Source organism: Pseudomonas sp. PvP028, from assembly GCF_017832255.1.
Classification (GTDB): domain Bacteria; phylum Pseudomonadota; class Gammaproteobacteria; order Pseudomonadales; family Pseudomonadaceae; genus Aquipseudomonas; species Aquipseudomonas syringae.
Window position 1 is genome coordinate 2160711 of the sequence record NZ_JAFIBL010000001.1, and the last position, 25523, is coordinate 2186233.

Genomic DNA, 25523 nt, shown 5'->3' on the forward strand with positions numbered 1-25523 from the left:
GGTGACCCATTGAACGAGCAGCAGTCCGCTCGCACATCCTCTGCAACGCTACGCCCCTCGGCCTGTCCGGGGTTGCTGCGTATCGTCCCGGCACTGGACGGCGGGATCTGCCGGATCAAGCTGGCGGGCGGGGTGATCAGCAGTGCGCAGGCCATGGCCGTCGCCGAGGCCGCGCGCACCTATGCACACGGCGTTATTGAAGCCACCAACCGCGCCAACCTGCAGATTCGCGGCATTGGTGCTGATCATGACGGGTTGATCAGTGCCTTGATGGCGGCAGGGCTCGGCCCCGCCAACCCGGCCAGCGACGATGTGCGCAACCTGATGCTTAGCCCGACGGCCGGGCTGGACCCGCAGATGCTCTTCGATGCCCGGCCGCTGGCGGCGCAGATTCTCGACGCGCTGGAACATCACCCGCGTTTTCATGAGCTGTCCCCCAAGTTCGCCCTGTCGCTGGACGCTGGCGAAGCGCTGGTCATGCTCGAACACCCGCACGACGTGTGGCTGTCGGCGCTGAAATTCGATAACGAAGTGTTGCTGGCGTTCGGGTTGGCCGGCTGTCCGGCCCGTGATCGACCGCTGGCCGCTGTTCCTGTGGCCGAGGGGAAGACGCTGGTTGTCGCACTGCTGGAACTGTTTCTCGACCTGGCCCGCCCCGAGCACACCCGGATGCGGCACCTGCTGGCCGAGGTATCGACCGCCGATCTGCTGCGCGAGCTGTCGACTCGGTCCGGCTGCACAGTGCGCACCGATAAGGCGATCACCGATTGGCAGCGTCCGGCCATTCAGGGCACTCGGCATATCGGTGTTTATCCACAGGCCCAGCCTGACCAGGTTGCGGTGGGCGCTGCAGTACCGTTGGGGCGTCTCGATGCGGCGATGCTTTCCAGCGTGGCGCAACTGGCGGCGGATCAGGGCGATGGCACTCTGCGTCTGACGCCCTGGCAAAGCCTGTTATTGCCCAACGTGCCGGTCGAGCGCGCGACGGCGGTGCTGGGCGCGTTGCAGGCATCGGGCTTCGTCGGGGCGGCCGGGCAACCGCTGGCGCAAATGCTCGCCTGTACCGGTTCTGCCGGGTGCGCCAAGGGGCTGGCCGACACCAAGGCCGACGCCCTGCAACTGGCTGCCGTGCTGGCTACCGGCCAGGCTGTTCACTTGAGCGGCTGCACGCGTTCCTGCGCCGCCGCCCACGTAGCGCCAGTAACCTTGCTGGCTGTCGCGCCGGGCCGTTACGATCTTTATTTTCGCGATACAGCGCATGCCGGTTTCGGCGTGCTGCGCGCGCGCAACCTTACTATTGAAGCAGTCGGTGCGCAGTTGAACGCCGGCTCACGGAGCAACATGCATGATTGATTACATCCGCGATGGTCAGGAGATATATCGCAACTCTTTCTCGATCATTCGCGCCGAAGCGCGTCTTGACACGATCCCTGCCGACCTGGAAAAACTCGCTGTGCGCGTGATCCATGCCTGCGGGATGGTCGAAGTCATCGAAGACCTGCGCTTCTCGCCGGGTGCCGGTGCTGCCGGGCGCAACGCTCTGGCCGCCGGAGCGCCGATCCTGTGCGATGCGCGGATGGTCTCCGAAGGCATCACCCGCACCCGTCTGCCCGCCAATAACCCGATCATCTGCACCTTGCATGATGAAGGCGTACGGGAAATGGCCCTGGAGCTGGGCAATACGCGTTCTGCGGTGGCGCTCGAGTTGTGGCGTCCGCACCTGGAAGGCAGCGTGGTGGTCATCGGCAACGCGCCGACCGCGCTGTTCTACCTGTTGGAAATGCTCGATGCCGGTGCGCCGAAGCCTGCGCTGATTCTCGGTTTTCCGGTCGGCTTTGTCGGCGCCGCCGAGTCCAAGGCGATGCTTGCCGCCGATAGCCGCGGCGTGCCGTTCGTGATCATGCAGGGCCGTCGTGGCGGCAGCGCCATGGCCGTGGCCGCTGTCAACGCACTGGCCACGGAGATCGAATGATGCAGGCACGCGGTCGATTGATTGGCCTGGGCGTCGGTCCTGGCGACCCGGAGCTGATCACTGTCAAGGCCCTGCGCCTGCTGCGCGAGTCGCCGGTGGTGGCGTATTTCGTGGCCAAGGGTAAAAAGGGCAACGCCTTCGGCATCATCGAAGCGCATCTGCAGGACGTTCAGACCCTGATGCCGCTGGTCTACCCGGTTACCACCGAGGCATTGCCGGCGACACTGTCCTACGAAAAGCTCATCAGCGACTTTTACGACGAATCCAGCCGGCACATTGCCGCGCACCTGGACGCCGGACGCGATGTGGCGGTGATCTGCGAAGGCGATCCGTTTTTCTATGGCTCCTACATGTACCTGCACGATCGTCTGGCCGAGCATTACGACGCTGAAGTGATTCCGGGCGTGTGCTCGATGCTCGGCGGTGCTTCGGTGCTGGGCGCGCCGCTGGTGTATCGCAATCAGAGCCTGTCGGTGCTGTCCGGTGTGCTGTCCCACGATGACCTGAAACGCAAGCTGGCCGATGCCGACGCGGCGGTGATCATGAAACTGGGGCGCAACTTCCACAAGGTCCGCGAAGTGCTGATCGAACTGGGGATGGCCGGGCGTGCGCTGTATGTCGAGCGCGCCACGATGAGCAACCAGAAAATCGTTCCGCTGGATCAGGTCGACCCGACGTCGTCTCCCTATTTTTCGTTGATTATCGTCCCTGGCGACAGGTGGCAAGGCTAATGACCTCCATGACTCCGGCCATCGTCATTCTCGGCAATGGCAGCCTTGCTACCGCGCGGCGCATTCAACAGCTGTTTCCCGATGCGCTGATTCATGGCCTGGCCGAGCGCGTGCAGGGTGCCGACCGTACTTACAGTGAGTTCGGCGCGACGCTGCGCCAGTTGTATCAACAGAACACGCCGATCATCGCCCTTTGTGCGGCCGGTATCGTTATTCGCACTCTGGCCGCCGTGCTGCTGGAGAAGGGCGCCGAACCGCCGGTGCTCGCTGTGGCCGAAGACGGCAGCGCCGTGGTGCCGCTGCTCGGCGGCCTTGGCGGGGTGAATGTTCTGGCGCGCAGCATCGCCAGCGGGCTTGGCGTTGCGCCGGCGATCACTACCAGCGGCGAGCTGCGTTTCGGCACCTGCCTGCTCAATCCGCCAAGCGGCTATGCGCTGGGCGATCTGGAGCTGGGCAAGCGTTTCGTTTCCGACCTGCTATCCGGTGAACCCGTGCGCATCGAGGGCCAAGCCCCGTGGCTGGCTCAGGCGCAACTGCCCGAAGATCCAAAGGCGGCGCTGGCCATCCATGTCGGCAGTGCCCTGCGCGAGCCTTCACCCCATGAATTGCTGATCTACCCGCGTAATGTGCTGGTTGCGCTGACTGACCTCACAGATCAACTGGTTGAGCACGTGCGCTCGGCCCTGCGCGAAGCACGTATCGCCGGGCAGTCTCTGGCCTGTCTGCTGGCTGCCGAGGAGCAGATGGCCAATCCGCACCTGCACAAGGCTGCCGCCGAGCTGGACGTTGCGGTGCGATTCGTCAGCGCCGCTGCGGCCAGCGAGATGGCCATGAAGGCTGTGCCGCAGCTGTTGCCACCGCTTTGCGTCGACGCCCACACAGCGATTGCTGTCGCGGCGCAACCGCTGGAGGTGCAGAGCATCGGTCGCGGACGTGGCCGCGTTGCAGTCATTGGCCTGGGCCCTGGCGCAGCAGATCTGATGGTGCCTGCGGTCAAGGCCGAACTGGCACGTGCCAACGATGTGCTGGGCTATGAGACCTATGTGCGCATGGCGGGGCCGTTTCGTGCCGACCAAGTGCTGCACTGCACTGACAATCGCGAAGAAATGCAGCGTGCCCGACATGCCTTCGAGCTGGCTGCTCAAGGCCGCTCGGTGGTCGTGGTGTCGTCCGGTGATCCGGGAGTGTTCGCCATGGCGTCAGCGGTGCTTGAAGCGTTGCATGAGTCGGATAATCCTCACTGGCATGCGGTCGAGCTGGAGATTCTGCCCGGTGTCTCGGCCTCTCTGGCCACCGCAGCCCAGGCCGGTGCGCCGCTGGGGCATGATTTCTGTGTGCTGTCGCTGTCCGACAACCTCAAGCCCTGGGAGATCATCGAAAAGCGTCTGGACCTCGCCTGCCAGGCCGATCTGGCTCTGGCGTTCTACAACCCGATATCGCGCTCCCGACCTTGGCAACTGGGGCGCGCGCTGGAGATTGTCCGCCAGCATCGCATCCCTGCAACGCCCGTGACGCTGGGGCGCGACATCGGCCGTCCTGGCCAGACTCTGAGGGTTATCACGCTCGGCGAGTTGACCCCGGAGCAGGTGGACATGCGCACCATGGTCTTGATCGGCTCTTCCCTGACGTGCACCTTTGCGCGTCACGAAGGCGGCAACTGGGTCTATACGCCGCGTTGGTACGGCAACAAGCCTACAGCGTGAGCTCGCACCCGTGTAATACCAGCTGCTACCTATTGTGGGAAAGTGCTGAAGTGGTGATCTCACTTCAAGCCTGTGAGCCGGTGTTTCGGCTCACAGGCTTGAGCGAATCGGCTCTCTTCAATCTGCGTAGTCTGTAGTCCGACGCCAGAAATCTCACGGGAATGTTCGCTCACTCGCAGTAAACCGGGAGGCAGATGGCGCGTCGAATTTCGCTCTGCGTGTCACGTTCGGCAGCCTGGTGCCCGAAAGCCATCATGGGGCAAACGGGAAGCACCGAAAAAACTGCATGATTTATTTCGTTAGTCTCGATTCAGTCCACTAGGACTCATGAATTAAAGGACTAATGAAATGACACAGGAAAAAACCATGAACAGCACTGACAACCTCGATTACATCGCCGCCTGCGAGCTGGCTGAATGCCCATCTTCGTTCGGCGCGTACGCGGCGGCGGCCAATCCAGGCTTGCTCAAGGCGCGTGACGTAACCGACGCGAAACCCGGCAATGAGGCGGCGGTGGTCGCAGGCAGTCTGCTGGCATTTGCCGCCGGGATGTCGGCGCAGAGCAAGCAGGACGTAATAAATTCCTTTCTGTTTGCCACCCTGGTGGCCAACAAGGCGTTCAGCGCTCAAACCCAGGGTGATCAGTGGTATGACAAGTTCAACGAAGTGCTTTCGAAGCTGGGCTGGCTTTCCACTCAGTGGAACTATGCGCGTTATCGTGCCACCCATCAGCGTTTCACGATGGACGAATTGGGTCTGGAGATCCTTGGTTCGGCCATTGCAGCTGCCGCGTTACCTGGGCCTGCATCGCTGCTGATGCTCAAGGTGGCTGGAGATGCAATCGCCGCATTGAGGGCCAAAAAAGAACCCCTGCGCCTGTTCGAGAGCCAGACCAAGGCACATCGTGGCGGTAGCTTCCGTATCGCCTCCTGTATCGAATCCGAGGACAGCATCGTCAGTCTGGCCATGGCAGCGGTCAGTTTTCAGGCTGACAGTGACGTCACCAACGTACTGTTCTGGGAGTGGCAGGACACCAGTGTCCAGACCTGGAAGGGGGAGGACAGCCTGTTGCTCAATACGGCGCTGTATGCGCGCCATCGCGACATGATCCAGCAACGGCTGGACGATAATGCCAGACGTGCGATTGCAGATTTCGAAATCTGACCGGAGTGTTGGCGGAGGCATGGACTGCCTCCGCCTTCGGGATAAAAGGAATTTTCCCATGAAACAGGAATTGGATGCCGTAGTCGTCAATGCGGGCTGTTTGATGTTTTTCCCCGAGCCGCAGCGGGTATTCCTGAAAAACGATGTACTGGATTCGATGCTGTACGTGCAGTTGGCCGCATCGAAGCAACACTCGAAGTTTGCCGAACCCGAAAAATGGAATGAAACCCGTCTCGCCGCAGCGCAGCGTTTCGGTTGGTTGCCGAGTGCCAACGAACGCACCAGCCAGCCTTTGCCGGAAGAGTCTGTCGAAACGGTGTGGAGTTGCATGACGCGTGCGCTCGCCCCCTTCGTGCCAGCCGAGACGCTCCGGCATGCGGAGGCGTTCATGCGTAAGGTGGGCAATCAGTCCTTCACGAACGAAGCGCTTCATCTGCTGCGCAGCCAGACCATACAGAGCGGTTTGAATCACGCGGGCAAGTTGCAGGTCAGCGTGCTTCTGCAACTGGCGTTCGTCGACACCCGGCAGAACCTGAAACTGGCGCAGTTTCAGTTCGCCACACGTCAGCCGTTGTCATCCGGGTTTCTTTTCGAGGTCATCGAGCCGACAAGTGTCTACGGCAACATCGCTGTGACTGTCTATGCAATGCAGCTGTTCGAACAGGTCTATTCGCAGTTTCGCGATGGCATCGACACCGCGCTGTCGAGCAAGCGCGCGGGTCTGATCATGTCGCTTGGGGGCAGTTCAGATGTCTGATCCGGATGAAGCCCTGCTGACGGACGCCGGCCTGCTGTCCTTCGCCCGCGACGTCGAACCTGATTTGCGCCAGAACATAATCGATTGTCTGCACCATGCCCGACTGGTCGCAGATGATCACCATTCTTCCAGGACGAACTGGCGTGCATGGCTGGAGGCTTACCAGCGCTCGATTGCCGCCACTGGCGGTTTGCGGAGCGCCGGGATCAACGATGCCCGATTGAAAATCCACAGTTTCAGGGATATCGGAAAACTGCAGCTACCCGTGGTCGATAATGCCGGCGAGCTTCGCCAGTTGTACCGCAGTTCGTTCGACAAGTTATTGAGCAGTGATTATGCGGCGAGTTTTTTCAGCAGTTGGTTCACGTCCGGGCGTTCTGAAAGCTTTCAGCTCATGCCATGTGCAATGCGCAGTAAGGACGAAGTGTCGATCCTCCTGTGCAGCTTGCAGATGACCACCCTGGCGCTGCGGCCCGCACATTATTTCTGGCAGATAGTGGGCGGCGAAATGCAGGTGCATGCCGTCGCTACTGCGTTCCGCTTCAGTCGCCAGAGCTTCGAGCCGTTTCGCCAGACTGTGCAGGACGCGCTGGCTGATCGTGCCGCAGCGGAAATCATCAGTCTTTAATAACCTGGAAAAGCCCATGGAAGGGAGTAACGCAAATGAGTGCAGATACAGAGAATGCGGCCTATCTGGGCAATATCCCCAGTATGGTCGCGTTTCTGCCCGGACTTGCGAGCGAGGAGCGCACGGATATTCAGAACGTGCTTCTGGACGCTCAGTTGTTCGCGGGCAGGCAGTTTGATTTCAAGACCCAGTGGGGCAGCTGGATGCATTACTACCGCAGCCGCCTCAAGACGCGCGGCATACAGCAAAAGGGCCTGGTCTTGGGTGACTCAATGGTGGTGAGCAGTGTCGACGATTTATTAGAGGCGACGTTCAAGGTCAGTCATCCCGCGGATCGCAAGCGTCTTAGCGACATGGTGCAGCGTGCGGTTGCTGCAATGGGGGTCAATCAGGCAGCGGAGTCGTATTTTCAAAACGGCTTGGATCAGGGACGTCTGGGCAGTTTTCAGGTCGTACCCTGCGAAAAGTATGAGTCTGGCAGGATGCTCCTCTTGCTTTGCAGTCTGCACCTGAGCGTTGACGACCATGCGCCAGGAAGACGAAGACTGCTGTTTCACTTCAAGGGCGGCAGTTACATCTTTGACAGCAAGGTGTATGCAACTCACCGTGACGAGGTTATGCGTTATCTGGACGGCAGGGCGCTGGGGCTGGTGCGGTCTGCAAGTATCTGAACCCTGCCTAGGGCAGCAGGTAGCCCCTGATGCCAGTGAAAATGATTTGCGCGGCCAGCGCACAGACAAACAATCCCATCAAGCGGCTGACAATCTGCAAACCCTGATCACCGAGGATTCGTTCGATACGGTTGGAGAGGTAAAGCACGACGCCGACGGTGAGGCTGGCCAGCGCAATACTCAGGATGGCGGTAAGTTTGTCGTCCCAGTGGGGCTGACTGACGCCCATGACCAGCAACGCACCGATCGTGCCGGGGCCGACGGTAAGCGGGATGGTCAAAGGAACGATAGTCACATCCTGCTGGATATTATCGGTCTGCACCGCTGACTTGCCCTGTGCCATGCCCAGTGCCGATATGAACAGCACACTGCCGGCACCAATTCTGAACGCATCCACCGTGATGCCGAATACATCGAAAATAATCCGTCCGAACAAGTAGAGCAGCACGCTGGAAACCAGTGTCGCCAGTGCCACCTTCCAGGCCAGGCGCCGCTGCTCCTTGCGCGAGTGACCTCGCGTGAGGCTGATGAAGCAGGAAAGAACGAAAAACGGGCTGTAAAGCACCAGCATTTTCAGATAGACGCTGAACAACACGTGAAGCATGGCTTCGACTCACAGCAGCAGGTGGATGGCAGCGCCAGTCTATCAGGCCATAGGCCTTTCCCGTTGCTGTCAGTTTTGCCGATAGCGCTCGTCGTCAGCCGTCAGCCCGCGGGCCTTGTCACGGTGCGCCACCCAGTGCTCTACCAGTTCGCGCAACTGGGACAGCTCGATGGGCTTGGCCATGTGGCCGTCCATGCCAGCCTGGCGTGCCCGGTCCTTGTGCTCGGTGAGAATATGCGCGGTCAGTGCAACAACCGGGGTGCGTACGCGCTGATTGCCGACTTCCCAGGCGCGCAATTGCTCGGTGGCCGAGAAACCGTCGAGTATCGGCATCTCGCAGTCCATCAACACCAGGTCATAACGCTGCGCCTTCATGGCACGTAACGCTTCCTCACCATTGCTCGCGGTATCGGGGTTGAGGTTGAGCTTGCCGAGCATGCCGCGGATGACCTTGGTCGAAATGCTATTGTCTTCGGCCACCAGAATCCGGAAGTCGCCAGGGACGTTGACCGGCGGAGTCACGACAGGGCCGGGCTTGTTCGACACGACACCCTTGTTCAACTGGGTCAGTTCATCTGCCAACGTGGTCTTGAGCGTGTAGCCTGCTACCGGTTTGGCCAGAATCCGCTTGATGCCGGAGTTGCGCGCGATGATCTTGCTGGGCGCATTGCTGATGCCGGTCAGCATGATCAACAGAATGTCGTGGTTCAGGCTTGGATCTTCCTTGATCTTGGCGGCCAGTTGCATGCCGGTCATGCCCGGCATGTTCTGATCGAGCAGGACCACATCGAAATAGTCGCGCAGGTGCGCCTTGGTTCTGAGCAGGGCCAGGGCCTCCTTGCCGGACGCCACGGCGCTGACATTCAGGCCCCAGGCGCTGCATTGCTGGACCAGCACTTTGCGGCATGTGTCGTTGTCATCGACCACCAGCACCCTGGCATCTTTCAGCGGGCTGTCCAGATCGATGGTCGGCTGTTCAAGCAGCTTTGCGTCCAGCGGCAGGTTCAGCCACAACGTATTGCCTTGCGCACCAGTGTTCTGAATGCCGAACTCGCCGTCCATCAGTACGATCAACTGACGAGCGATCACCAGCCCGAGATGGCCGCCGAGCCGGCTGCTGGCCAGGAAGTTACGGCTGTGCAGTTCGGCGTGCAGCAGCTCTTCGCGCTCTTCATCGGAAAGCGATTCGCCGCTGTCCTGAACCGAAATGCGCAACCGCGTATTGCCGCTTTTCGAGGACTCGAGGGCGACGGCCAGAAGAATTTCACCTTCGTCGGTCTTCTTCAGGGCGTTTTCCAGCAGGCTCAGCAGCGTCTGGCGCAGGCGAGTCGGATCACCATTGATGACACGCGGCACCTGAGGCTGAATCTGGCTGATCAGCTCGACCTGTTGCTGCTCGGCCTTGGCGCGGAAGATATTCAGGCAGTCCTCGACCAGCGCACCGATGTCGAACTGCACGTCGTCCAGTTCGATCTGCCCAGACTCAAGCTTGGTGATGTCGAGAATCTCGTTGATCAGCGTCAGCAGTTCGTTACCAGCACTGTGAATGGTCTGCACGTAGTCGCGTTGTTTGACCGACAGCGGGGTGCCGAGCAGCAGTTCGGTCATGCCCAGCACGCCATTCATCGGAGTGCGAATCTCGTGGCTGATCTTCGCCAGGAACTCGGCCTTGGCGTTGATTTCGGCGGTGCTGGCCGCCTGATCGCGGCTGATGCTGAACCGGTCTTCGGTGATGCTGCGATGCCGTTCGCTGAGCGCCAGGCTCATCAGCAGCCCGCTGATGCAGAACACGCTGAGCAGCGCCAGTATCAGCCATTGTGGCGGCACCAGGCTCAGCCACAGCAGGCCGGGCAGGACCACCATGTAGCCGATATTGAAGGTGATCATCCCGAGGACAAACAGGCGCGCCGAGCGATAGCCCTTCTGCCAGTGCCACATCGACACCGCGAGAATGCTCAGGGTGGTCAACGAGACCAGGCCGAACGTCAGGATATTGATCGGCAACTGCTCGTCGAACAGCACCAGCGAGGCGCCGATCCCCATGAGCACCGCGGTGCCCAGCAACAGACGGTCGAGCTTGCGGGCATTGCGGTGGACGAAGAAATAGTAGGTGTAGATCAGTCCTGCGACAGCGGCCAGCAGCAGTGCCAAGTGCGCGCTAGGGGTTTGCGCGATATTCCACGGGTCGATCGGGCGCAGCAGGTTGAGCAGCAGCAGGGCACTGAGCCCGAGTAACGATTCGCAGGCGGCCAGCCACAGATTGCTGCGCGACCGGGTGTGTCCGTAACGCGTCAGGTTCTGCACGATCAGCATGGACAGCGCGCCAAAAAGCAGCCCGAACAGCAACGGCTGGGTCTCGTTGGCGGCGCTTTTTATCGCCGGTTCGAGGGTGATGCTGGGGCGCATTTTCTGTGCAGAGACGAGCTTCAGGTAGATATCCAGAGGGGCCGAGCTTTGCGGAACCGGTAGCAGGAAATCGTTGGACGGCAGTCGCTGATCTTCAATCGGCACGTCATTGCCGGTGCGCACGTGGTCAATCTGTTGATCGCCATCCATGACATACAGGTCGGCGCTGGACAGATCCGGGGCGAAGATGCGCAGGAGTTGTTCGTGCTGGGTCGGTTGCAGGCGGTAATGCAGCCACACGGCACCGCCGCGATCCGCAGCCGTGACACGTTCCAGTTCGGTGGGGCTGAATTGATTCTGATAGCGCGCCGAGCGGATTTCATCCAGCGTCAGGTGGGCCTTTTCGTCGAGCAGCGTCGACCAGCCTGCACCATGCTCGGCCTGCGCCGAAAGCATGAACAGCAGGGTCAGCAGTCCGACGGTTGAGGCTATGGCAATCCTGAGCCCGCGCACAATGAAATCCCTTCGTGAGTGAATGCCTGGTAAAACCGCGAATACCGGACCAACCGGCCAGCCTCTGGTTGAAGAGGCTGGTCCGATCGATTACTCCTGGTCTTCGCCACGCTCACGGGCAATGGCACGGTAGCCAATGTCCTTGCGGTAAAAACACCCTTGCCAGTCGACTTTTGCGGCCAGCGCGTAGGCATTTTCCTGCGCGTTGCCGACGCTGTCACCCAGCGCTGTGGCACACAGTACACGACCACCGCTGGTCACGACACGCTCATCCTGCAAGGCCGTGCCTGCATGGAAAATCTTGCCTTCGAGCTGTGCTGCTGCATCCAGACCCTCGATGACTGCGCCTTTGGCGTAGTCGCCAGGATAGCCTCCGGCGGCCAGCACGATACCCAGGCTCGGGCGCGGGTCCCACTGTGCTTCGATCTTGTCCAGCGCTTGCGCCAGCGCAGCTTCGACCAGCAGTACCAGACTCGATTGCAGGCGCAGCATGACCGGCTGGGTTTCCGGGTCGCCGAAGCGGCAATTGAACTCGATGACTTTCGGGTTACCCGCTTTATCGATCATCAGACCAGCATAGAGGAAGCCGGTGTAAACGTTGCCTTCATCGGCCATGCCCCTGACGGTCGGCCAGATCACCAGGTCCATGACACGTTGATGAACCTCGGCGGTGACCACCGGGGCAGGGGAGTATGCGCCCATGCCGCCGGTATTCGGCCCGCTGTCGCCGTCGCCGACGCGCTTGTGGTCCTGGCTGGTGGCCATGGGCAATACATTCTTGCCGTCGACCATGACAATAAAGCTGGCTTCTTCGCCATCGAGAAACTCTTCGATGACAACGCGCGAACCAGCGTCGCCAAAGGCGTTGCCAGCCAGCATGTCACGTACGGCATCTTCGGCTTCTGCCAGGGTCATGGCGACGATCACGCCCTTGCCCGCGGCCAGGCCGTCGGCCTTGATGACAATCGGCGCACCTTTTTCACGCAGATAGGCCAGGGCAGGCTCGATCTCGGTGAAGTTCTGGTAGTCGGCAGTAGGAATCTTGTGACGCGCCAGGAAGTCCTTGGTAAACGCCTTGGAGCCTTCAAGCTGCGCAGCACCGGCGGTCGGGCCGAAGCAGTCCAGGCCACGGCTGCGGAACAGGTCGACGACGCCTGCAACCAACGGCACTTCAGGGCCGACGATGGTCAGCGCAACGTTCTTTTCAGCGAAATCCGCCAGTTGCTCCAGTGCCAGAACGTCGATGGCCACGTTTTCGCATTTGGCCTCGATCGCCGTGCCCGCATTGCCCGGTGCGACAAACACCTTCTGCACGCGTGGGTCCTGGGCGACTTTCCATGCCAGGGCGTGTTCACGACCGCCGCTGCCAATGATCAAAATATTCAAAACAGACTCCTTTGGAGTAGCTACAAGCTGTTAGCTACAAGCTGCAAGTAGAAGCGGGGGCAGCTTGCGTGCAGCTCATGGCGTTGAATGGTTAGTGCGTTAGGCTTTAGCTTGAAGCTTGAAGCTTGAAGCTTGAAGCTTGAAGCTTGAAGCTTGCCGCTGCCCTTAGTGCCTGAAGTGACGCATGCCGGTAAACACCATCGCGATGCCGGCTTCGTCTGCCGCAGCGATCACTTCATTGTCACGCATCGAGCCGCCTGGCTGGATGACAGCGGTGATGCCGACCTTGGCCGCGTTGTCGATGCCGTCACGGAACGGGAAGAAGGCATCGGAGGCCATGACCGCGCCCTGAACCTGAAGTCCGGCGTGTTCAGCCTTGATGGCGGCGATACGCGCCGAGTTCACGCGGCTCATCTGGCCAGCGCCGACGCCGACGGTCTGGCGGTTGCGGGCGTAGACGATGGCGTTGGACTTGACGTACTTGGCGACTTTCCAGGCGAAGATCAGGTCATGCATTTCCTGTTCGGTCGGCGCACGCTGGGTCACGACCTTGAGGTCGGCCTCGGTGATCATGCCGATGTCACGGCTCTGTACCAGCAGGCCGCCATTGACGCGTTTGTAATCCCAGGCAGGCAGGCGCTCGCTCCACTGGCCGCTGGTCAGCAGGCGCACGTTGGCTTTGCTGGCGACGATGGCGCGGGCTTCGGCGCTGACGCTCGGTGCGATGATCACTTCGACGAACTGGCGCTCGACGATGGCCTTGGCGGTTGCAGCGTCCAGCTCGCGGTTGAAGGCGATGATGCCGCCAAATGCCGACTCGGAGTCGGTGGCATAGGCCAGTTCATAAGCTTGACGAATGCCGCCTTCATCGTCCGGGCAGACCGCGACACCGCACGGGTTGGCGTGCTTGACGATCACGCAGGCCGGTTTGACGAAGCTCTTGACGCATTCCAGGGCGGCATCGGTATCGGCCACGTTGTTGAACGACAGCTCCTTGCCCTGCAACTGGGTGGAGGTAGCGATACCAACCTCGGCAGGTTTGGCTTCGACATAGAACGCCGCGCTCTGGTGCGGGTTCTCGCCATAGCGCATTTCCTGAGCCTTGACGAACTGGGTGTTGAAGGTGCGCGGAAACTGGCTGCGGCCTTCGGTACTCAGGGTTTCGGCGGTCTGGTCGACGCCGCCCAGGTAGTTGGCGATCATGCCGTCGTAGGCGGCGGTGTGCTCGAATGCCTTGAGCATCAGGTCGAAGCGCTGAGCGTAGGTCAGGCCGCCGGCCTTGAGGCTTTCCAGGACCTGGCCGTAATCGCCGGCATTGACCACGATGGCGACGTCCTTGTGGTTCTTCGCTGCAGACCGGACCATGGTTGGCCCGCCGATGTCGATGTTTTCGATGGCGGTCGGCAGGTCGCAGCCCGGCTTGGAAACAGTGGCTTCAAACGGGTACAGATTGACCGCAACCAGATCGATCGGCTTGATGCCGTGCTCGGTCATGACGGCGTCGTCTATGCCGCGACGACCCAGAATCCCGCCATGGATCATGGGGTGCAGGGTCTTGACCCGGCCGTCCATCATTTCAGCGAAGCCAGTGTAATCGGCCACTTCGACTGCCGCGACGCCGTTGTCCTTGAGCAGCTTGAACGTACCGCCAGTGGAAAGAATCTCGACGCCCAGCGCTTCAAGCTCGCGGGCAAACTCAAGGATTCCTGTCTTGTCGGATACGCTGATCAGAGCGCGGCGGATCGGCAGGCGGGTAGTCTGGTCGGTCATCTCGATTTCCATCAAAAGCAAAAGAAGTCAGCAAAAAAAAGCGACCGCGGTGCAAGGTCGCCTTTTCTGTTTTGAATGCTTTAAAGCAGATCGTACTGTTTGAGTTTCTTGCGCAGCGTACCGCGATTCAGTCCCAGCAGCTCGGAGGCCTTCGTCTGGTTGCCCTTGACGTAGTTCATCACGCTTTCCAGAAGCGGAGCCTCGACTTCCGACAACACCAGGTTGTAGACGTCAGTGACGGATGCGCCTTCGAGGTGGGCGAAATAATTGTGCAGCGCCTTCTCGACACTTCCGCGCAGGGTCTGACCCTCTTCGCTCGGCGTGTTGAGGTGCTGTTTCAAATTGACGTTGTCGCTCACGGGTGTTGTTCCACTCACTAAAGTCTCGGTCATCATCGTCATGCGGCCACCTCTTTATCATTCTCGTTATCCGGGCCCTTGCAGCCTTGGCTGAAGAACTCCCGGACGTTGGCGCACTGTGCTTCCGTATCTTCCAAACGATTGAAGTGGGCGCGAAACTCTCTGGCGCCCGGCAGGGTTGCGAGATACCAACTGACGTGTTTGCGTGCAATGCGCACGCCCATCACGTCTCCATAGAAAACGTGGAGCGCTGCCAGATGCTCAAGCAGAATGCGTTCCACTTCACTCGACTGCGGCGCCGGCAGTGTTTCTCCGGTCCGCAGGAAGTGTTCTATCTCGCGAAAAATCCAGGGACGCCCCTGTGCGGCCCTGCCAATCAGTAATCCGTCTGCACCGGTGGCCTTCAGCACGTGCCGGGCCTTTTGCGGTGAATCGATGTCGCCATTGGCAAAGACCGGTATCGACACGGCCTGTTTAATCTGGGCGATGGTGTCGTACTCGGCCTCGCCGGTGTACAGGTCGGCACGGGTTCGCCCGTGTACCGCCAGTGCCGTGATGCCCGCCTGCTCGGCAATTTTCGCCACTGTCAGGCCATTTCGGTTGTCACGATCCCATCCGGTGCGGATCTTCAGCGTGACCGGTACATCGACTGCCGCCACGACGGCCTGCAGGATGTCGTTGACCAGTTGCTCATCCTTCAACAGCGCCGAGCCTGCTGCCTTGTTACAGACTTTCTTGGCCGGGCAACCCATGTTGATGTCGATGATCTGGGCGCCCAGTTCGACATTGGCACGTGCTGCGTCTGCCAGCATCTGCGGATCACCACCGGCGATCTGTACCGAGCGCGGCTCGGGATCACCTTCGTGGATCATGCGCAGACGCGATTTGCGGCTGTTCCACAGGCTCATGTCACTGGTGACCATCTCCGAAACCACCAGGCCGGCGCCGAGTCTTCGGCACAGCTGACGGAAAGGCTGGTCGGTGACGCCCGCCATCGGGGCGAGAATCAAGCCGTTTTGCACTGTATATGGGCCGATGCGTACTGCCGACATAGCCTTACCTGTTGTGGAGGCCAAATCATCCGCAGGCCGTGTAAAAAACTGTTTCACCCGGTCTGCAACGGCTCATCCCGCCAGCCGCATGCGCCACCGTCAGATCGAACCGAGAGTTTGAAAAAGGGTTGGCATGATACCCGCTCTCGATGACTGGATAAAGGCTGAATTGGATAAAATCTGAACAGTTATTGCCGGGGCTCGACCACCTCGATAAGAGGGTATTTTGCCGCGAAATTTCTGCGATCGTGCAGCGTTCTTTGATGAAATTTACGTGTAAAGAAGCAGTCTTGACCGACGCATCGGCGTCGGGCGTGTCATTCCGGCGAGCGGAAGTTCAGGCTGTAGTTCACGGCCTTGGCACCTGGATCAAGGATATCCAGCGCGATATGGATCGGCGTCTGCGGCGGCATCTCTTCCTTGCCGGCCATTTCGCCGCTCAGGTATTCACTGGGCTTGAACCGACGACTGGCAATCAACTGACCGCCGGTATCGGAAAAACGCAGCTCCAGCAGGGGAAACGGCTGGGAAAAAGAGGCGCGGTTGTAGATGATCGCGTCGACCACCAAAGCCCCCTGAAACTCCGGGTGACTGCGCACGACCAGGTTGCTGCTCTTGAGCTGGGAAATGTCGACTTTGCTCGGCACCTTGCAGCCAACCTGTGGGCAAATCTGCTGAAACAATGGGCGGTACTGGTCCTGGCGTGCCAGCTGATCGAAGTGATACCAGACGTACTGTCCTGCCAGGCCCGCCAGCGCCAGCACGATCAACAGCCCCCAGGCCAGGCGTCGGCCCCAGCGCGGTTTGGGCCGTTGCCAGTCCAGCTGTAAAGGGTCGTCGGTCAGGTCAAGGAGTGTCTGGTCGCGCACTGCCGGTTCGTTGCGGCTGCGCTTGCCCCGCGGTTCAGGCTCCGGCTCATGGTCATCGTCTTCATCATCGTCATCCACCGCTGACCAGCGCTCGACCTTCTCGGCAGGCGCGGCCTTGCGCTGGATGATGACTGGCATCGGCGGCTCGTCATCGTCCAGATCCTTGTCCAGTGACAGTGACGGCTCGGTACGTTTGTCGTCCTCCGGCGGCTCCGCAGCTTCTGCAGAGTCGCTATCCTGGATAACTTCTGCATGCAGCTCGGGCAGTTGCTCGACATCGTCGTTATGCAGCGTATCGACCCATGCCGCCTCATCGCTCTGCCGGCTGTCACGCTTCGCCGTCAGGCTCACAGCGTCGTTGTCGATGTCGCTGACCGGGCGGGCAAAGGTGTCAGGCCTGCGCGTCTCGCGTTGTTCGAGGCGGGCCAGTTCTTCGTCCAGATTGAGATTGTCCAGATCCAGTTCGCTGACCTGCCAGGGATCGTCCTCTTCGGGCGCCTTTTCCGGCTCCGGCTGTGGCTTCTGCTCGGGCTCCGGCACTGGCGTCGGCAGGGGCTCCGGTTCGGGCAGGGCTGCGATCACCGGCGAGGCTGGCGGCGCCTCTTTTTCGGAATCATCGCTTGCGCGTTGCTCGAGCAACTGCCGCGCTGCGTTGAACACCTGCAGGCAGGCGCCGCACCGCACCACGCCACGGGCCACGCTCAGTTGAGCGTGACTGACTCTGAAACTGGTCTGGCAGTGCGGGCACTGGGTGACGAAACTGTCGGTCATGCGGCTGTCCGGTTGAAGCGGCGGTTAACGGCGGCGACCCGTGATGCGTACCCAGCCATCTCGGTTAGCGATCGGGTCCAGATCAAAACTGTCAGCATAGGCTGCCGCAACTTCCTCACCCTGTTCGGCAAGGATGCCTGACAGTGCCAGGCGTCCGCCGGCTCTGATCAGGGTAGCCAGTTGCGGCGCCAGGGAAACCAGCGGGCCAGCCAGAATGTTGGCGACCAGCACATCGGCCTGCTGGTGTGGCAGATCCTCGGGCAGGTACAGCGGGAAGCGTTCGGCCGCGATATTGTTGCGTCCGGCATTGTCACGAGAGGCTTCCAGTGCCTGCACGTCGATATCGGTGCCAACGGCCTGTTCGGCACCCAGCAGCAGTGCGGCGATGGCCAGAATGCCCGATCCGCAGCCGAAATCCAGCACGTTGCAGCCTTCGAGGTCCTGGCCGTCCAGCCACTCGAGGCACAGCGCGGTGGTCGGGTGGGTCCCGGTGCCGAAGGCCAGACCTGGATCGAGCAACAGATTTACGGCGTCCGGTTGCGGCGCAGCATGCCAGCTAGGCACGATCCAAAGACGCTTGCCGAAACACATCGGCTGGAAGTTATCCATCCAGCTGCGTTCCCAGTCCTGATCTTCGATGACTTCGGCGCTGTGTTCGGGCAATTCTTCGCCGGTCAGCAGGCTCAGGTGCGCCAGGGCCATCTCGGCGTTGGTGTCGGCTTCGAACAGCGCCAGCAGGTGGGTATGTGTCCACAGCGGCGTGGTATTGAGTTCGGGCTCGAAAATCGGCTGGTCTTCAGCGTCCATGAAGGTCACGGACACGGCGCCGACTTCAAGAAGGGCGTCTTCGTAGGTTTCGGCTTGTTCTGGGCTGATGGCGAGACGGACTTGCAGCCAAGGCATGGCGGATTACCTTCGATTTGGAAATAAGTGCGGCCAGTAAGGCCAGTGCGGCCGCAGGAAGCGGGCAAGTTTACTGCTATGCGCTGCAAACAACAAAGCCGCATCACTGCGGCTTTGTCGTTGTGAAGCAGACTGGCTTATTGATTGGCCAGTTTGTGCTCCAGGTAGTGGATGTTGACTCCGCCTTCGCAGAAGCCTTCATCGCGGGTCAGGTCGCGGTGCAGCGGGATGTTGGTCTTGATCCCGTCGACCACGATTTCGTCCAGGGCGTTGCGCATGCGTGCCATGGCCTCTTCGCGGGTCGCGCCCCAAGTGATCACTTTACCGATCAGCGAGTCATAGTTGGACGGTACCTTGTAGCCGCTGTACAGGTGCGAATCGACCCGTACGCCGTTGCCGCCCGGTGCGTGGAAATGCTTGACCAGACCAGGGCTTGGTACGAAGGTCTTCGGGTCTTCGGCGTTGATCCGGCATTCCAGCGCATGACCCTTGATGACCACGTCATCCTGGGTGTACGACAGTTTGTTGCCGGCGGCGATGCTGAGCATCTCCTTGACGATGTCGATGCCGGTGACCATTTCCGAAACCGGGTGCTCCACCTGAACACGGGTGTTCATTTCGATGAAGTAGAAACGACCGTTTTCGTACAGGAACTCGAACGTACCCGCACCGCGATAGCCGATATCGATACACGCCTTGACGCAGGCAGCCAGAACATCCTCGCGCGCCTTTTCATCGATGAACGGTGCCGGCGCTTCTTCCAGGACCTTCTGGTGACGGCGCTGCAGCGAGCAGTCGCGATCGCCCAGATGGATAGCCTGGCCCTGGCCGTCGGAAATCACCTGGACTTCCACGTGACGTGGGTTGGTCAGGTATTTTTCCAGGTAGACCATCGGGTTGCTGAACCAGGCGGCTGCTTCGGCGCGGGTCTGCGACGCGGCTTCGATCAGGTCTTCTTCGCGATGAACCACACGCATACCGCGACCACCACCGCCACCGGCGGCCTTGATGATCACCGGGTAACCGACTTCACGGCCAATGCGCAGAGCGGTGTCTTCGTCTTCCGGCAGCGGGCCGTCGGAACCGGGAACGGTCGGTACATTGGCCAGCTTCATGGCGTCCTTGGCAGAAACCTTGTCGCCCATCAGGCGAATGGTGTCTGCTTTTGGACCGATGAAAGCGAAGCCCGATTTTTCAACCTGTTCGGCGAAGTCGGCGTTCTCGGCGAGAAACCCGTAACCCGGGTGGATCGCCGTGGCGCCGGTCACTTCGGCAGCCGAAATGATCGCCGGAATGTTCAGGTAGGACAGATTGGCCGGTGCCGGACCGATGCAGACGGTTTCGTCTGCCAGGCCCAGGTGCATCAGCTCGCGATCTGCGGTGGAGTGTACAGCGACGGTCTTGATGCCCAGTTCTTTACAGGCACGCAAGATGCGCAAGGCAATTTCGCCGCGGTTGGCGATCAGAACTTTTTCCAACATCGCAGGCTCTCCCCGGGTCAAACGATTGTGAACAGCGGCTGGTCAAACTCAACCGGCTGACCGTTTTCTACCAGGATGGATTCGATCACACCGCTGGCTTCTGCCTGGATGTGGTTCATCATTTTCATCGCTTCGACGATGCAGATGGTGTCGCCTTTCTTGACGGTCTGGCCGACTTCGACGAATGCAGGCGAAGTAGGTGCCGGGGTACGGTAGAACGTACCGACCATTGGCGACTTGACCACAAAGCCGTTCAGTTTCGGAGCCGACGGTACTTCTGGCGCAGCCGGAGCGGCGGCAGGTGCGGGTGCGGCTACCGGCGCTGCAACCGGAGCGGGCGCGTAGTAAGGCTGCGCAGGGGTCTTGCTGTGGCGGCTGATCCGTACGGATTCTTCGCCTTCACGAATTTCCAGCTCGTCGATGCCGGACTCTTCCAGCAATTCGATCAGTTTCTTGACTTTGCGAATATCCATTAATCAACTCCCAAGGTTCTGTAAGGGCAATGTGTCGGCCGGCTCAAGCCATACGGTCAGCTTCAGGCTGGACTCGTCATGGCTTGGCACTGGCGGCCAGTTGTTCCAGGGCGGCTTCCAGGGCCAGTCGATATCCACTGGCACCCAGGCCACAGATCACTCCTACAGCGACATCTGAAAAGTAGGAGTGATGGCGGAAAGGTTCGCGTTTGTGCACGTTTGATAAATGCACTTCGATGAATGGGATGCTCACTCCCATCAGCGCGTCACGTATTGCAACGCTGGTGTGCGTAAAAGCGGCCGGATTGATCAAAATAAAATCCACACCCTCACCGCGGGCGGCGTGAATGCGGTCGATCAGTTCGTACTCGGCGTTGCTTTGCAGATACATCAGATGGTGGCCGGCATCGCGAGCGCGCTGCTCCAGGTCCTGATTGATCTGAGGCAGAGTGACGGTGCCGTAGACCCCGGGTTCCCGAGTGCCCAGCAGGTTCAGGTTGGGTCCGTGAAGGACCAGGATGGTCGCCATTGCGTGTTCCTTTTATTGTCTGCGAGCGGTTTACGCCCGGCGACTATGCCGGAAGGGCAATAGACTGTCCAGTTAACAACAGTAGCCAGCACAATGAGCGATATTCGCGCAAAGTTTGTGACTAAGGTATCAGTTTTGGTCATTGGCGCTGTTCAGGCGCTCTATCAGGCCTGCTGCGTCGATTTCGCCGACGACCCGGACAGTTTGCCGTTCTTCGCCGTTTTTATCGAAAAAAAGCAGCGCTGGCGGGCCAAACAGCTTGTACCGGTCGAGCAGGGCGCGCTGCTCAGCGTTGCTGTCGGTCATGTCGAAACGCACCTGTTTGTAACCCGACAAGCGGGCGACCACGCCCGGGTCAGGCAGGACTTCGTGTTCGATGACCTTGCAACTGATACACCAGTCGGCATACCAGTCGAGCACCAGCGGTTTGCCCTCGCTTTGGGCTTCCTGCATCACACGGTCCAGTTCGGCAGAGGTGGTGATCGTTTGCCACTGTGATGCGGCCGAAGCTGCCGCCCCGCTATTCGCCGTGGCGTACTCGCGGCCCAGCGGGCGCATGGGGTCGGTCTGCCCGGACAGCGCGCCGTACCAGCACGCCAGCGCATAGACCAGCAACGCCAGCCCCAGCAACTGGGCGAGTTTCTGCCGTGTGGTTTTGACGTTGAATTCCAGCGCGCCGAGAAACAGGGCGACACCGGCCGACAATAGGCCCACCAGCAACAGCGTGACCTGCCCTGGCAGCACACGGCTCAGCAGGCCGATTGCCAGCCCAAGTAGCAGCACGCCGATGGCGTTTTTCACCGTTACCAGCCAAGGGCCGCTTTTCGGCAGCCATGTAGCGCCGCCGGTGGCGATCAGCAACAGCGGCGCGCCCATACCCAGCCCCAGCGCAAACAGTTTCAGAGCACCGCCGAGCGCATCGCCGCTGGCGCTGATATACAACAGCGCACCGGCCAGAGGCGCCGATACGCAAGGTGACACCAACAGGCTGGAGACCACGCCCAGCACCGCTGCACCCCACAATGAACCGCCCTGGGTCTTGCCGGCGATACGGTCCAGGCGAGAGCTGATCGATTGCGGCAGGCGCAGTTCGAAAGCGCCGAACATGGCTATGGCGAAGATCACGAAGAATGCCGAGAACGGCACCAGCACCCAGGCCGATTGCAATCGTGCCTGCAGGTTAAGGCCTGCACCGAACATCCCCATCAGCGCGCCCAGCAGGGCAAAGCACGCCGCCATTGGCAGTACGTAAGCCAGAGACAGGCTCAGCCCGCGTAACCCGCCCACCTGACCGCGCAGTACCACGCCGGACAGGATCGGTAGCATCGGCAGTACACACGGTGTGAAGGTCAGGCCTACGCCGGCGAGAAAAAACAGTGCCAGTTCTTTCCAGCTCCAGCCTGCCGTGGCGGCGGGTGGGGTGGCAGAGGCCTGATTGGCCGGGCTGGCGGCCACATCACCGATGCTTAAACGTTCGGTTTCAGGTGGGTAGCACAAGCCCTTGTCTGCGCAGCCCTGGTAGGTGACTGCAAGGGTGAAGGGGCGTTGTTCGCCGGGTTTGCGTGGCAGGTCGATATCGAGAATGCCGTGGTAGACCTCGACATCGCCAAAGTACTCGTCGTGTTTCTGCTCGCCCTTGGGCAGTTGCGCTTCGCCAAGGCCGATGTCGGCAGGCTCGGTGCGGAACTGGAAGCGGTGGCGATACAGGTAGTAGCCATCGGTGGCGACCAGCCTCAGCTTGATCGACTCCGGCGTTGTTTCGATCAGGCTCAACTGAAAGGCCTGACGCACAGGCAGGAAGTCCTTGCTGTTATCCAGCGAGCCACCGCCCAGGGTGGATGAAGGTCGGCTATCCAGCAAACCGGCTGCGGAGGCGGGTAGGGCCAGAATCAATAACAGCAGGCATAACAAACGGCGCATGGCAGTCTCGAATATCGAAAGTCCGCGCATGATAACGGAGTGCCCGGCGGCGTGCCGAGGGCAGGTTGTAAGAGTGGGTGTCAGCAGGCCCACGACCGTGCCGGAATTATTTCTTGCCCGAGGAAAAGCTGCCACCAGCCTCCTGATCGTAAAAATCCGGGATCTTGTACTTATACGTGTCCAGCCAGCGTTGCAGGCTGAGGTCGCGCTCTGCCGCGGTATTGACCTGTGGCGTCGGCGAAGCAGCCTTGCCGCTGGCCTGAAGCTGCAGCCAGGTCTCGGTCTGCCGGGTTTCAGAAGTCGCAGTTTCAGTGTTGTCTGCCCAGGCATCACCTGCGCTCAACAGCAGTACACACCCGGTGAGTATGATGCGTTTCATGGTCGTACCTCCTGGGACTGACGATCATTTTGCCCTGTCAGGCTCGCAATGGGCCGTGCAGATGCTCGAGGAGCGGCAGGGCGCTTTCGCAATTGCTCGGCGCGCGCCTGGGCATCGGTCACCTGTTCAGGCGTCAGCCCGGCCCGCGACGCCAGTTCGGCGGCTTGCGTCCAGTTGTTCTGATAGATCAGCAGCGTGGCCAGGTTCACCGCCGCCAGCGAGTCCGACTGTTTGAGTTCCATGGCCGTCAGGAACTGAAAGCGTGCCTGTTCCAGTTTCAGCTGGTTGAGGTAGACGACGCCCAGGTCATTGCGGATCTTTTCATCGGTCGGTTGCAGCTTGCTGGCCATCAGCAGGTGTTGCTGTGCCAGCGCGTTGTCACCACGCGCTGCGGCCAGTTGCCCGAGGCCATGCTCACCCTCGGCTGCCCGGCAGGTGCCCAGCAGGCTGCGGTACAGAGGCTCGGCCTCGTTACTGCCCAAAAGCCGCAACACCCGGGCCTTGCGCAGGCGAACCTCGCCCAGGCTGTCGGGCAGGCTTTCCAGGTTGGCAAGACTGGCATGCAGGCGGCCTTCATCGGCCATGTTCTGAGCCAGATTCAGGGAGAACTCCTGATCCGAGGTCAGCTTGGGGCACTGGCCCGGCTGAGCCGTGGTCTGCGTCCAGAGGGGGCGACCATCACTGGCGCAGCCGCCCAGCAACAGCAGCCCGAATAATATGATCACTGGTTTCATTGCAATGCGTCCTTTCGTGCACGGGTAACACCGGGTCAACTGCCCAGTGCGCTGCTGATTGCCATAAATCCTGGCCCGGCCAGCACAATCAGCAGGGCGGGGAACAGAAACACCATCATGACCACCGACATCTTTGCCGAGAGTTTGGAAATGTATTCTTGCAGTCGGGTCAGGCGTCGGTCATCGATCAGTTGCTTGAGCGTGAGCAGAGACTTCAATGCGCCGCCGCCCTGATGAATCAGTTGATTGAGGATCACACAGGTGTCGCTCAACTCGTCGACGTCCAGCAGGGCGGCGGTTTTTCTCAGCTCTTCGCCCAGTTCCAGACCGGAATCGACACGCATCAACACTACGCGGATTTCCTCGGACAGCACCGGCAACAGGTCTTTGCCTTCGTTGCTGAGTACCCGAAGCGCCTGTTCGACCGCCATGCCGGACTCGAACAGGATGCGCAGCAACGGGATAAAGGTAGAGATTTCCACCACCACTTGTTTTTGACGGCGCCGAGCCACGGTCGCCAGAATCCGCTTGGGCAGCAGATAGCCGGCGCCCAGGGCAAAGATCGGCGCGATGAATGGTTGCTGGATGCCTTTGAAAAACAGCATCTGGCCGAGGATGGCCACGACCATCAGGCCGACGGGAACGCCGACCTGGCAGGCTGCGAACAACGAGCGTTTACTGGCGCGGCGCCAGCCGATGCGGTTGAGCAGTATCTGGGTTTCCGAATCCAGGCTGATGCTGCGTTGACCAATGCGTGTATCGCCGAGCAACCGCAACAGGCTGCCGATACGGCTCTCGCGGATCACCTCGCCCCTCAAGCGTCTGGCCACCAGGCGTTCATTGCGACGTTGACGCGTTACGCCGGACAACAGCACAAATGCGACAGCGGCAAGCATCATGGCGGCGAATAACAGTTCCATCTCAAATGCTCCTCAACATGCGCCACAACACCACGCACCCCGTGGCCTGCAGGGCGAAGGCCGCGCTCAGCATGATCTTGCCGCTTTCGTCGTCCCACATATGCAGCAGATAGTTGGGGTTCACCGCCAGAAAGTAACCGGCCATGCTGATCGGCAGCAGGGCCAGCACCACGGCAGTCATTCGGGTTTCGCCGGTCATTGCGCGCAATTGGCGACCGGCCTGTTCCCGATCACGAATCAGCTTGATCAGGTTTTCCATCAGCTCGCTGGCATTGCCGCCGTAGCGGTGATTGACCCGCAAGCCGATGGCGAACAGGTGAAATTCGTCGCGCTCATACAGTTCGGCAAAGTCCCTTGCCGCATCCGGCAGGCTGACCCCCAGTTGTACGTTACGCTCGATCCGGCTCATGCCGTCCTTGAGCGGCTGGTCGGTGGCGTCGATGCCGTGCAGCACCGCGTCGGCCAGGGTTCTGCCGGACTTGAGGCTGCGCACGGTATGGTCGAGCAATTGCGGCAGTTGCTGGATCATGCGGCGCACGCGCACCTCATAGCGCCACGACACGAACACACGCAGTGTCAGAGGCACCGCCAGCAGCACGCTGAGCGCACCGACGACGCCGGCCGTTGCGTAGCCGATCAGTATCAGCAGCGCATACAGCGACAAGGCCAGGCCCATGCGCTTGGTCGGCTGTCCCAGCCCGGCGCGCAAAAAGGCCCGATCCAGGTAGCTCCAGCCGGTCTTTTCGGCCACGGGCCGTACTTGTCCGGCCATCAGCCGCTGCCGGACCCGTTCACTGGCTCCCTGATTGAGCGCCAGGTAGAACATGCGAATGGACGCAATAAACAGCAGCAAGGAGATCAGGCCCAGTACCAGAGACGCACTCATGC

24 protein-coding genes are annotated in these 25523 nt (G+C 60.5%); 8 read left to right on the forward strand and 16 right to left on the reverse strand.

What is annotated here, in order from left to right; genetic code table 11:
- Nucleotides 1-9 precede the first annotated feature (9 nt).
- The 8 genes from cobG to JOE34_RS09785 all read left to right on the forward strand — a co-directional run bounded on the left by cobG (nt 10) and on the right by JOE34_RS09785 (nt 7626).
- Nucleotides 10-1353 (forward strand): precorrin-3B synthase, encoded by a 1344-nt coding sequence (gene cobG, locus JOE34_RS09750; RefSeq protein ID WP_096112894.1) that lies wholly within the window; start codon nt 10-12, stop codon nt 1351-1353.
- Nucleotides 1346-1972, forward strand: coding sequence for a precorrin-8X methylmutase (locus JOE34_RS09755; protein ID WP_003313953.1), 627 nt, complete (start codon nt 1346-1348; stop codon nt 1970-1972). Before cobG ends, JOE34_RS09755 begins: the two co-directional genes overlap by 8 nt.
- Nucleotides 1972-2703, forward strand: coding sequence for a precorrin-2 C(20)-methyltransferase (locus JOE34_RS09760; RefSeq protein ID WP_003313952.1), 732 nt, complete (start codon nt 1972-1974; stop codon nt 2701-2703). Before JOE34_RS09755 ends, JOE34_RS09760 begins: the two co-directional genes overlap by 1 nt.
- Entirely contained in the window at nt 2703-4406 is a 1704-nt protein-coding gene (cobJ, locus tag JOE34_RS09765; protein ID WP_209995617.1) for a precorrin-3B C(17)-methyltransferase, read from the forward strand. Before JOE34_RS09760 ends, cobJ begins: the two co-directional genes overlap by 1 nt.
- 348 nt (nt 4407-4754) lie before the next feature.
- Nucleotides 4755-5570 (forward strand): hypothetical protein, encoded by an 816-nt coding sequence (locus tag JOE34_RS09770; RefSeq protein WP_003391886.1) that lies wholly within the window; start codon nt 4755-4757, stop codon nt 5568-5570.
- 58 nt (nt 5571-5628) lie between these two features.
- A complete protein-coding gene (locus JOE34_RS09775; protein WP_209995619.1) occupies nt 5629-6327 on the forward strand; it encodes a hypothetical protein in 699 nt (232 codons plus the stop codon).
- Nucleotides 6320-6955, forward strand: a complete 636-nt coding sequence (locus JOE34_RS09780; RefSeq protein ID WP_209995622.1) for a hypothetical protein — start codon at nt 6320-6322, stop codon at nt 6953-6955. Before JOE34_RS09775 ends, JOE34_RS09780 begins: the two co-directional genes overlap by 8 nt.
- Before the next feature lie 35 nt (nt 6956-6990).
- A complete protein-coding gene (locus tag JOE34_RS09785) occupies nt 6991-7626 on the forward strand; it encodes a hypothetical protein (protein ID WP_010417717.1) in 636 nt (211 codons plus the stop codon).
- Nucleotides 7627-7633: 7 nt separating this feature from the next.
- Here JOE34_RS09785 and JOE34_RS09790 read toward each other — a convergent pair whose 3' ends face one another.
- From JOE34_RS09790 to JOE34_RS09865, 16 genes are all read right to left on the reverse strand, one after another.
- Nucleotides 7634-8230 carry a MarC family protein gene (locus tag JOE34_RS09790; RefSeq protein WP_010417720.1) on the reverse strand — a complete coding sequence of 199 codons (597 nt, stop codon included), beginning with the start codon at nt 8228-8230 and terminating at the stop codon, nt 7634-7636.
- A 69-nt stretch (nt 8231-8299) separates the two neighbouring features.
- Nucleotides 8300-11089 (reverse strand): hybrid sensor histidine kinase/response regulator RetS, encoded by a 2790-nt coding sequence (gene retS / locus JOE34_RS09795; protein ID WP_003421108.1) that lies wholly within the window; start codon nt 11087-11089, stop codon nt 8300-8302.
- Nucleotides 11090-11179: 90 nt separating this feature from the next.
- Nucleotides 11180-12475 (reverse strand): phosphoribosylamine--glycine ligase, encoded by a 1296-nt coding sequence (purD, locus tag JOE34_RS09800; protein ID WP_003399692.1) that lies wholly within the window; start codon nt 12473-12475, stop codon nt 11180-11182.
- A gap of 165 nt (nt 12476-12640) precedes the next feature.
- Complete coding sequence (gene purH, locus JOE34_RS09805; RefSeq protein ID WP_046266350.1) at nt 12641-14245, reverse strand: bifunctional phosphoribosylaminoimidazolecarboxamide formyltransferase/IMP cyclohydrolase; 1605 nt, start codon at nt 14243-14245, stop codon at nt 12641-12643.
- Nucleotides 14246-14325: 80 nt separating this feature from the next.
- A complete protein-coding gene (fis, locus tag JOE34_RS09810) occupies nt 14326-14646 on the reverse strand; it encodes a DNA-binding transcriptional regulator Fis (protein ID WP_002555375.1) in 321 nt (106 codons plus the stop codon).
- Nucleotides 14643-15656: a tRNA dihydrouridine synthase DusB gene (gene dusB / locus JOE34_RS09815; RefSeq protein ID WP_024693336.1), complete on the reverse strand. Its 1014-nt coding sequence runs from the start codon at nt 15654-15656 to the stop codon at nt 14643-14645. Before dusB ends, fis begins: the two co-directional genes overlap by 4 nt.
- 317 nt (nt 15657-15973) lie before the next feature.
- Nucleotides 15974-17296, reverse strand: a complete 1323-nt coding sequence (locus JOE34_RS09820; protein ID WP_046266351.1) for a DUF3426 domain-containing protein — start codon at nt 17294-17296, stop codon at nt 15974-15976.
- A 24-nt stretch (nt 17297-17320) separates the two neighbouring features.
- A complete protein-coding gene (gene prmA, locus JOE34_RS09825) occupies nt 17321-18199 on the reverse strand; it encodes a 50S ribosomal protein L11 methyltransferase (RefSeq protein WP_004415992.1) in 879 nt (292 codons plus the stop codon).
- Nucleotides 18200-18336: 137 nt separating this feature from the next.
- Entirely contained in the window at nt 18337-19680 is a 1344-nt protein-coding gene (gene accC, locus JOE34_RS09830) for an acetyl-CoA carboxylase biotin carboxylase subunit (RefSeq protein WP_003313936.1), read from the reverse strand.
- A gap of 17 nt (nt 19681-19697) precedes the next feature.
- Nucleotides 19698-20153, reverse strand: a complete 456-nt coding sequence (gene accB, locus JOE34_RS09835; RefSeq protein ID WP_003313935.1) for an acetyl-CoA carboxylase biotin carboxyl carrier protein — start codon at nt 20151-20153, stop codon at nt 19698-19700.
- 76 nt (nt 20154-20229) lie between these two features.
- A complete protein-coding gene (gene aroQ / locus JOE34_RS09840; RefSeq protein WP_003313934.1) occupies nt 20230-20682 on the reverse strand; it encodes a type II 3-dehydroquinate dehydratase in 453 nt (150 codons plus the stop codon).
- Nucleotides 20683-20811: 129 nt separating this feature from the next.
- Nucleotides 20812-22602: a protein-disulfide reductase DsbD gene (locus JOE34_RS09845; RefSeq protein ID WP_277250963.1), complete on the reverse strand. Its 1791-nt coding sequence runs from the start codon at nt 22600-22602 to the stop codon at nt 20812-20814.
- Between the two features lie 106 nt (nt 22603-22708).
- A complete protein-coding gene (locus JOE34_RS09850) occupies nt 22709-22981 on the reverse strand; it encodes a DUF3613 domain-containing protein (RefSeq protein ID WP_003421100.1) in 273 nt (90 codons plus the stop codon).
- Nucleotides 22978-23715: a hypothetical protein gene (locus tag JOE34_RS09855; RefSeq protein WP_024650497.1), complete on the reverse strand. Its 738-nt coding sequence runs from the start codon at nt 23713-23715 to the stop codon at nt 22978-22980. Before JOE34_RS09855 ends, JOE34_RS09850 begins: the two co-directional genes overlap by 4 nt.
- A gap of 35 nt (nt 23716-23750) precedes the next feature.
- Entirely contained in the window at nt 23751-24635 is an 885-nt protein-coding gene (locus tag JOE34_RS09860; RefSeq protein WP_209995624.1) for a type II secretion system F family protein, read from the reverse strand.
- Nucleotide 24636: 1 nt separating this feature from the next.
- The gene (locus tag JOE34_RS09865; RefSeq protein WP_024662958.1) at nt 24637-25521 is read right to left on the reverse strand and encodes a type II secretion system F family protein; all 885 of its coding nucleotides are present in this window, start codon (nt 25519-25521) and stop codon (nt 24637-24639) included.
- Nucleotides 25522-25523 lie beyond the last annotated feature (2 nt).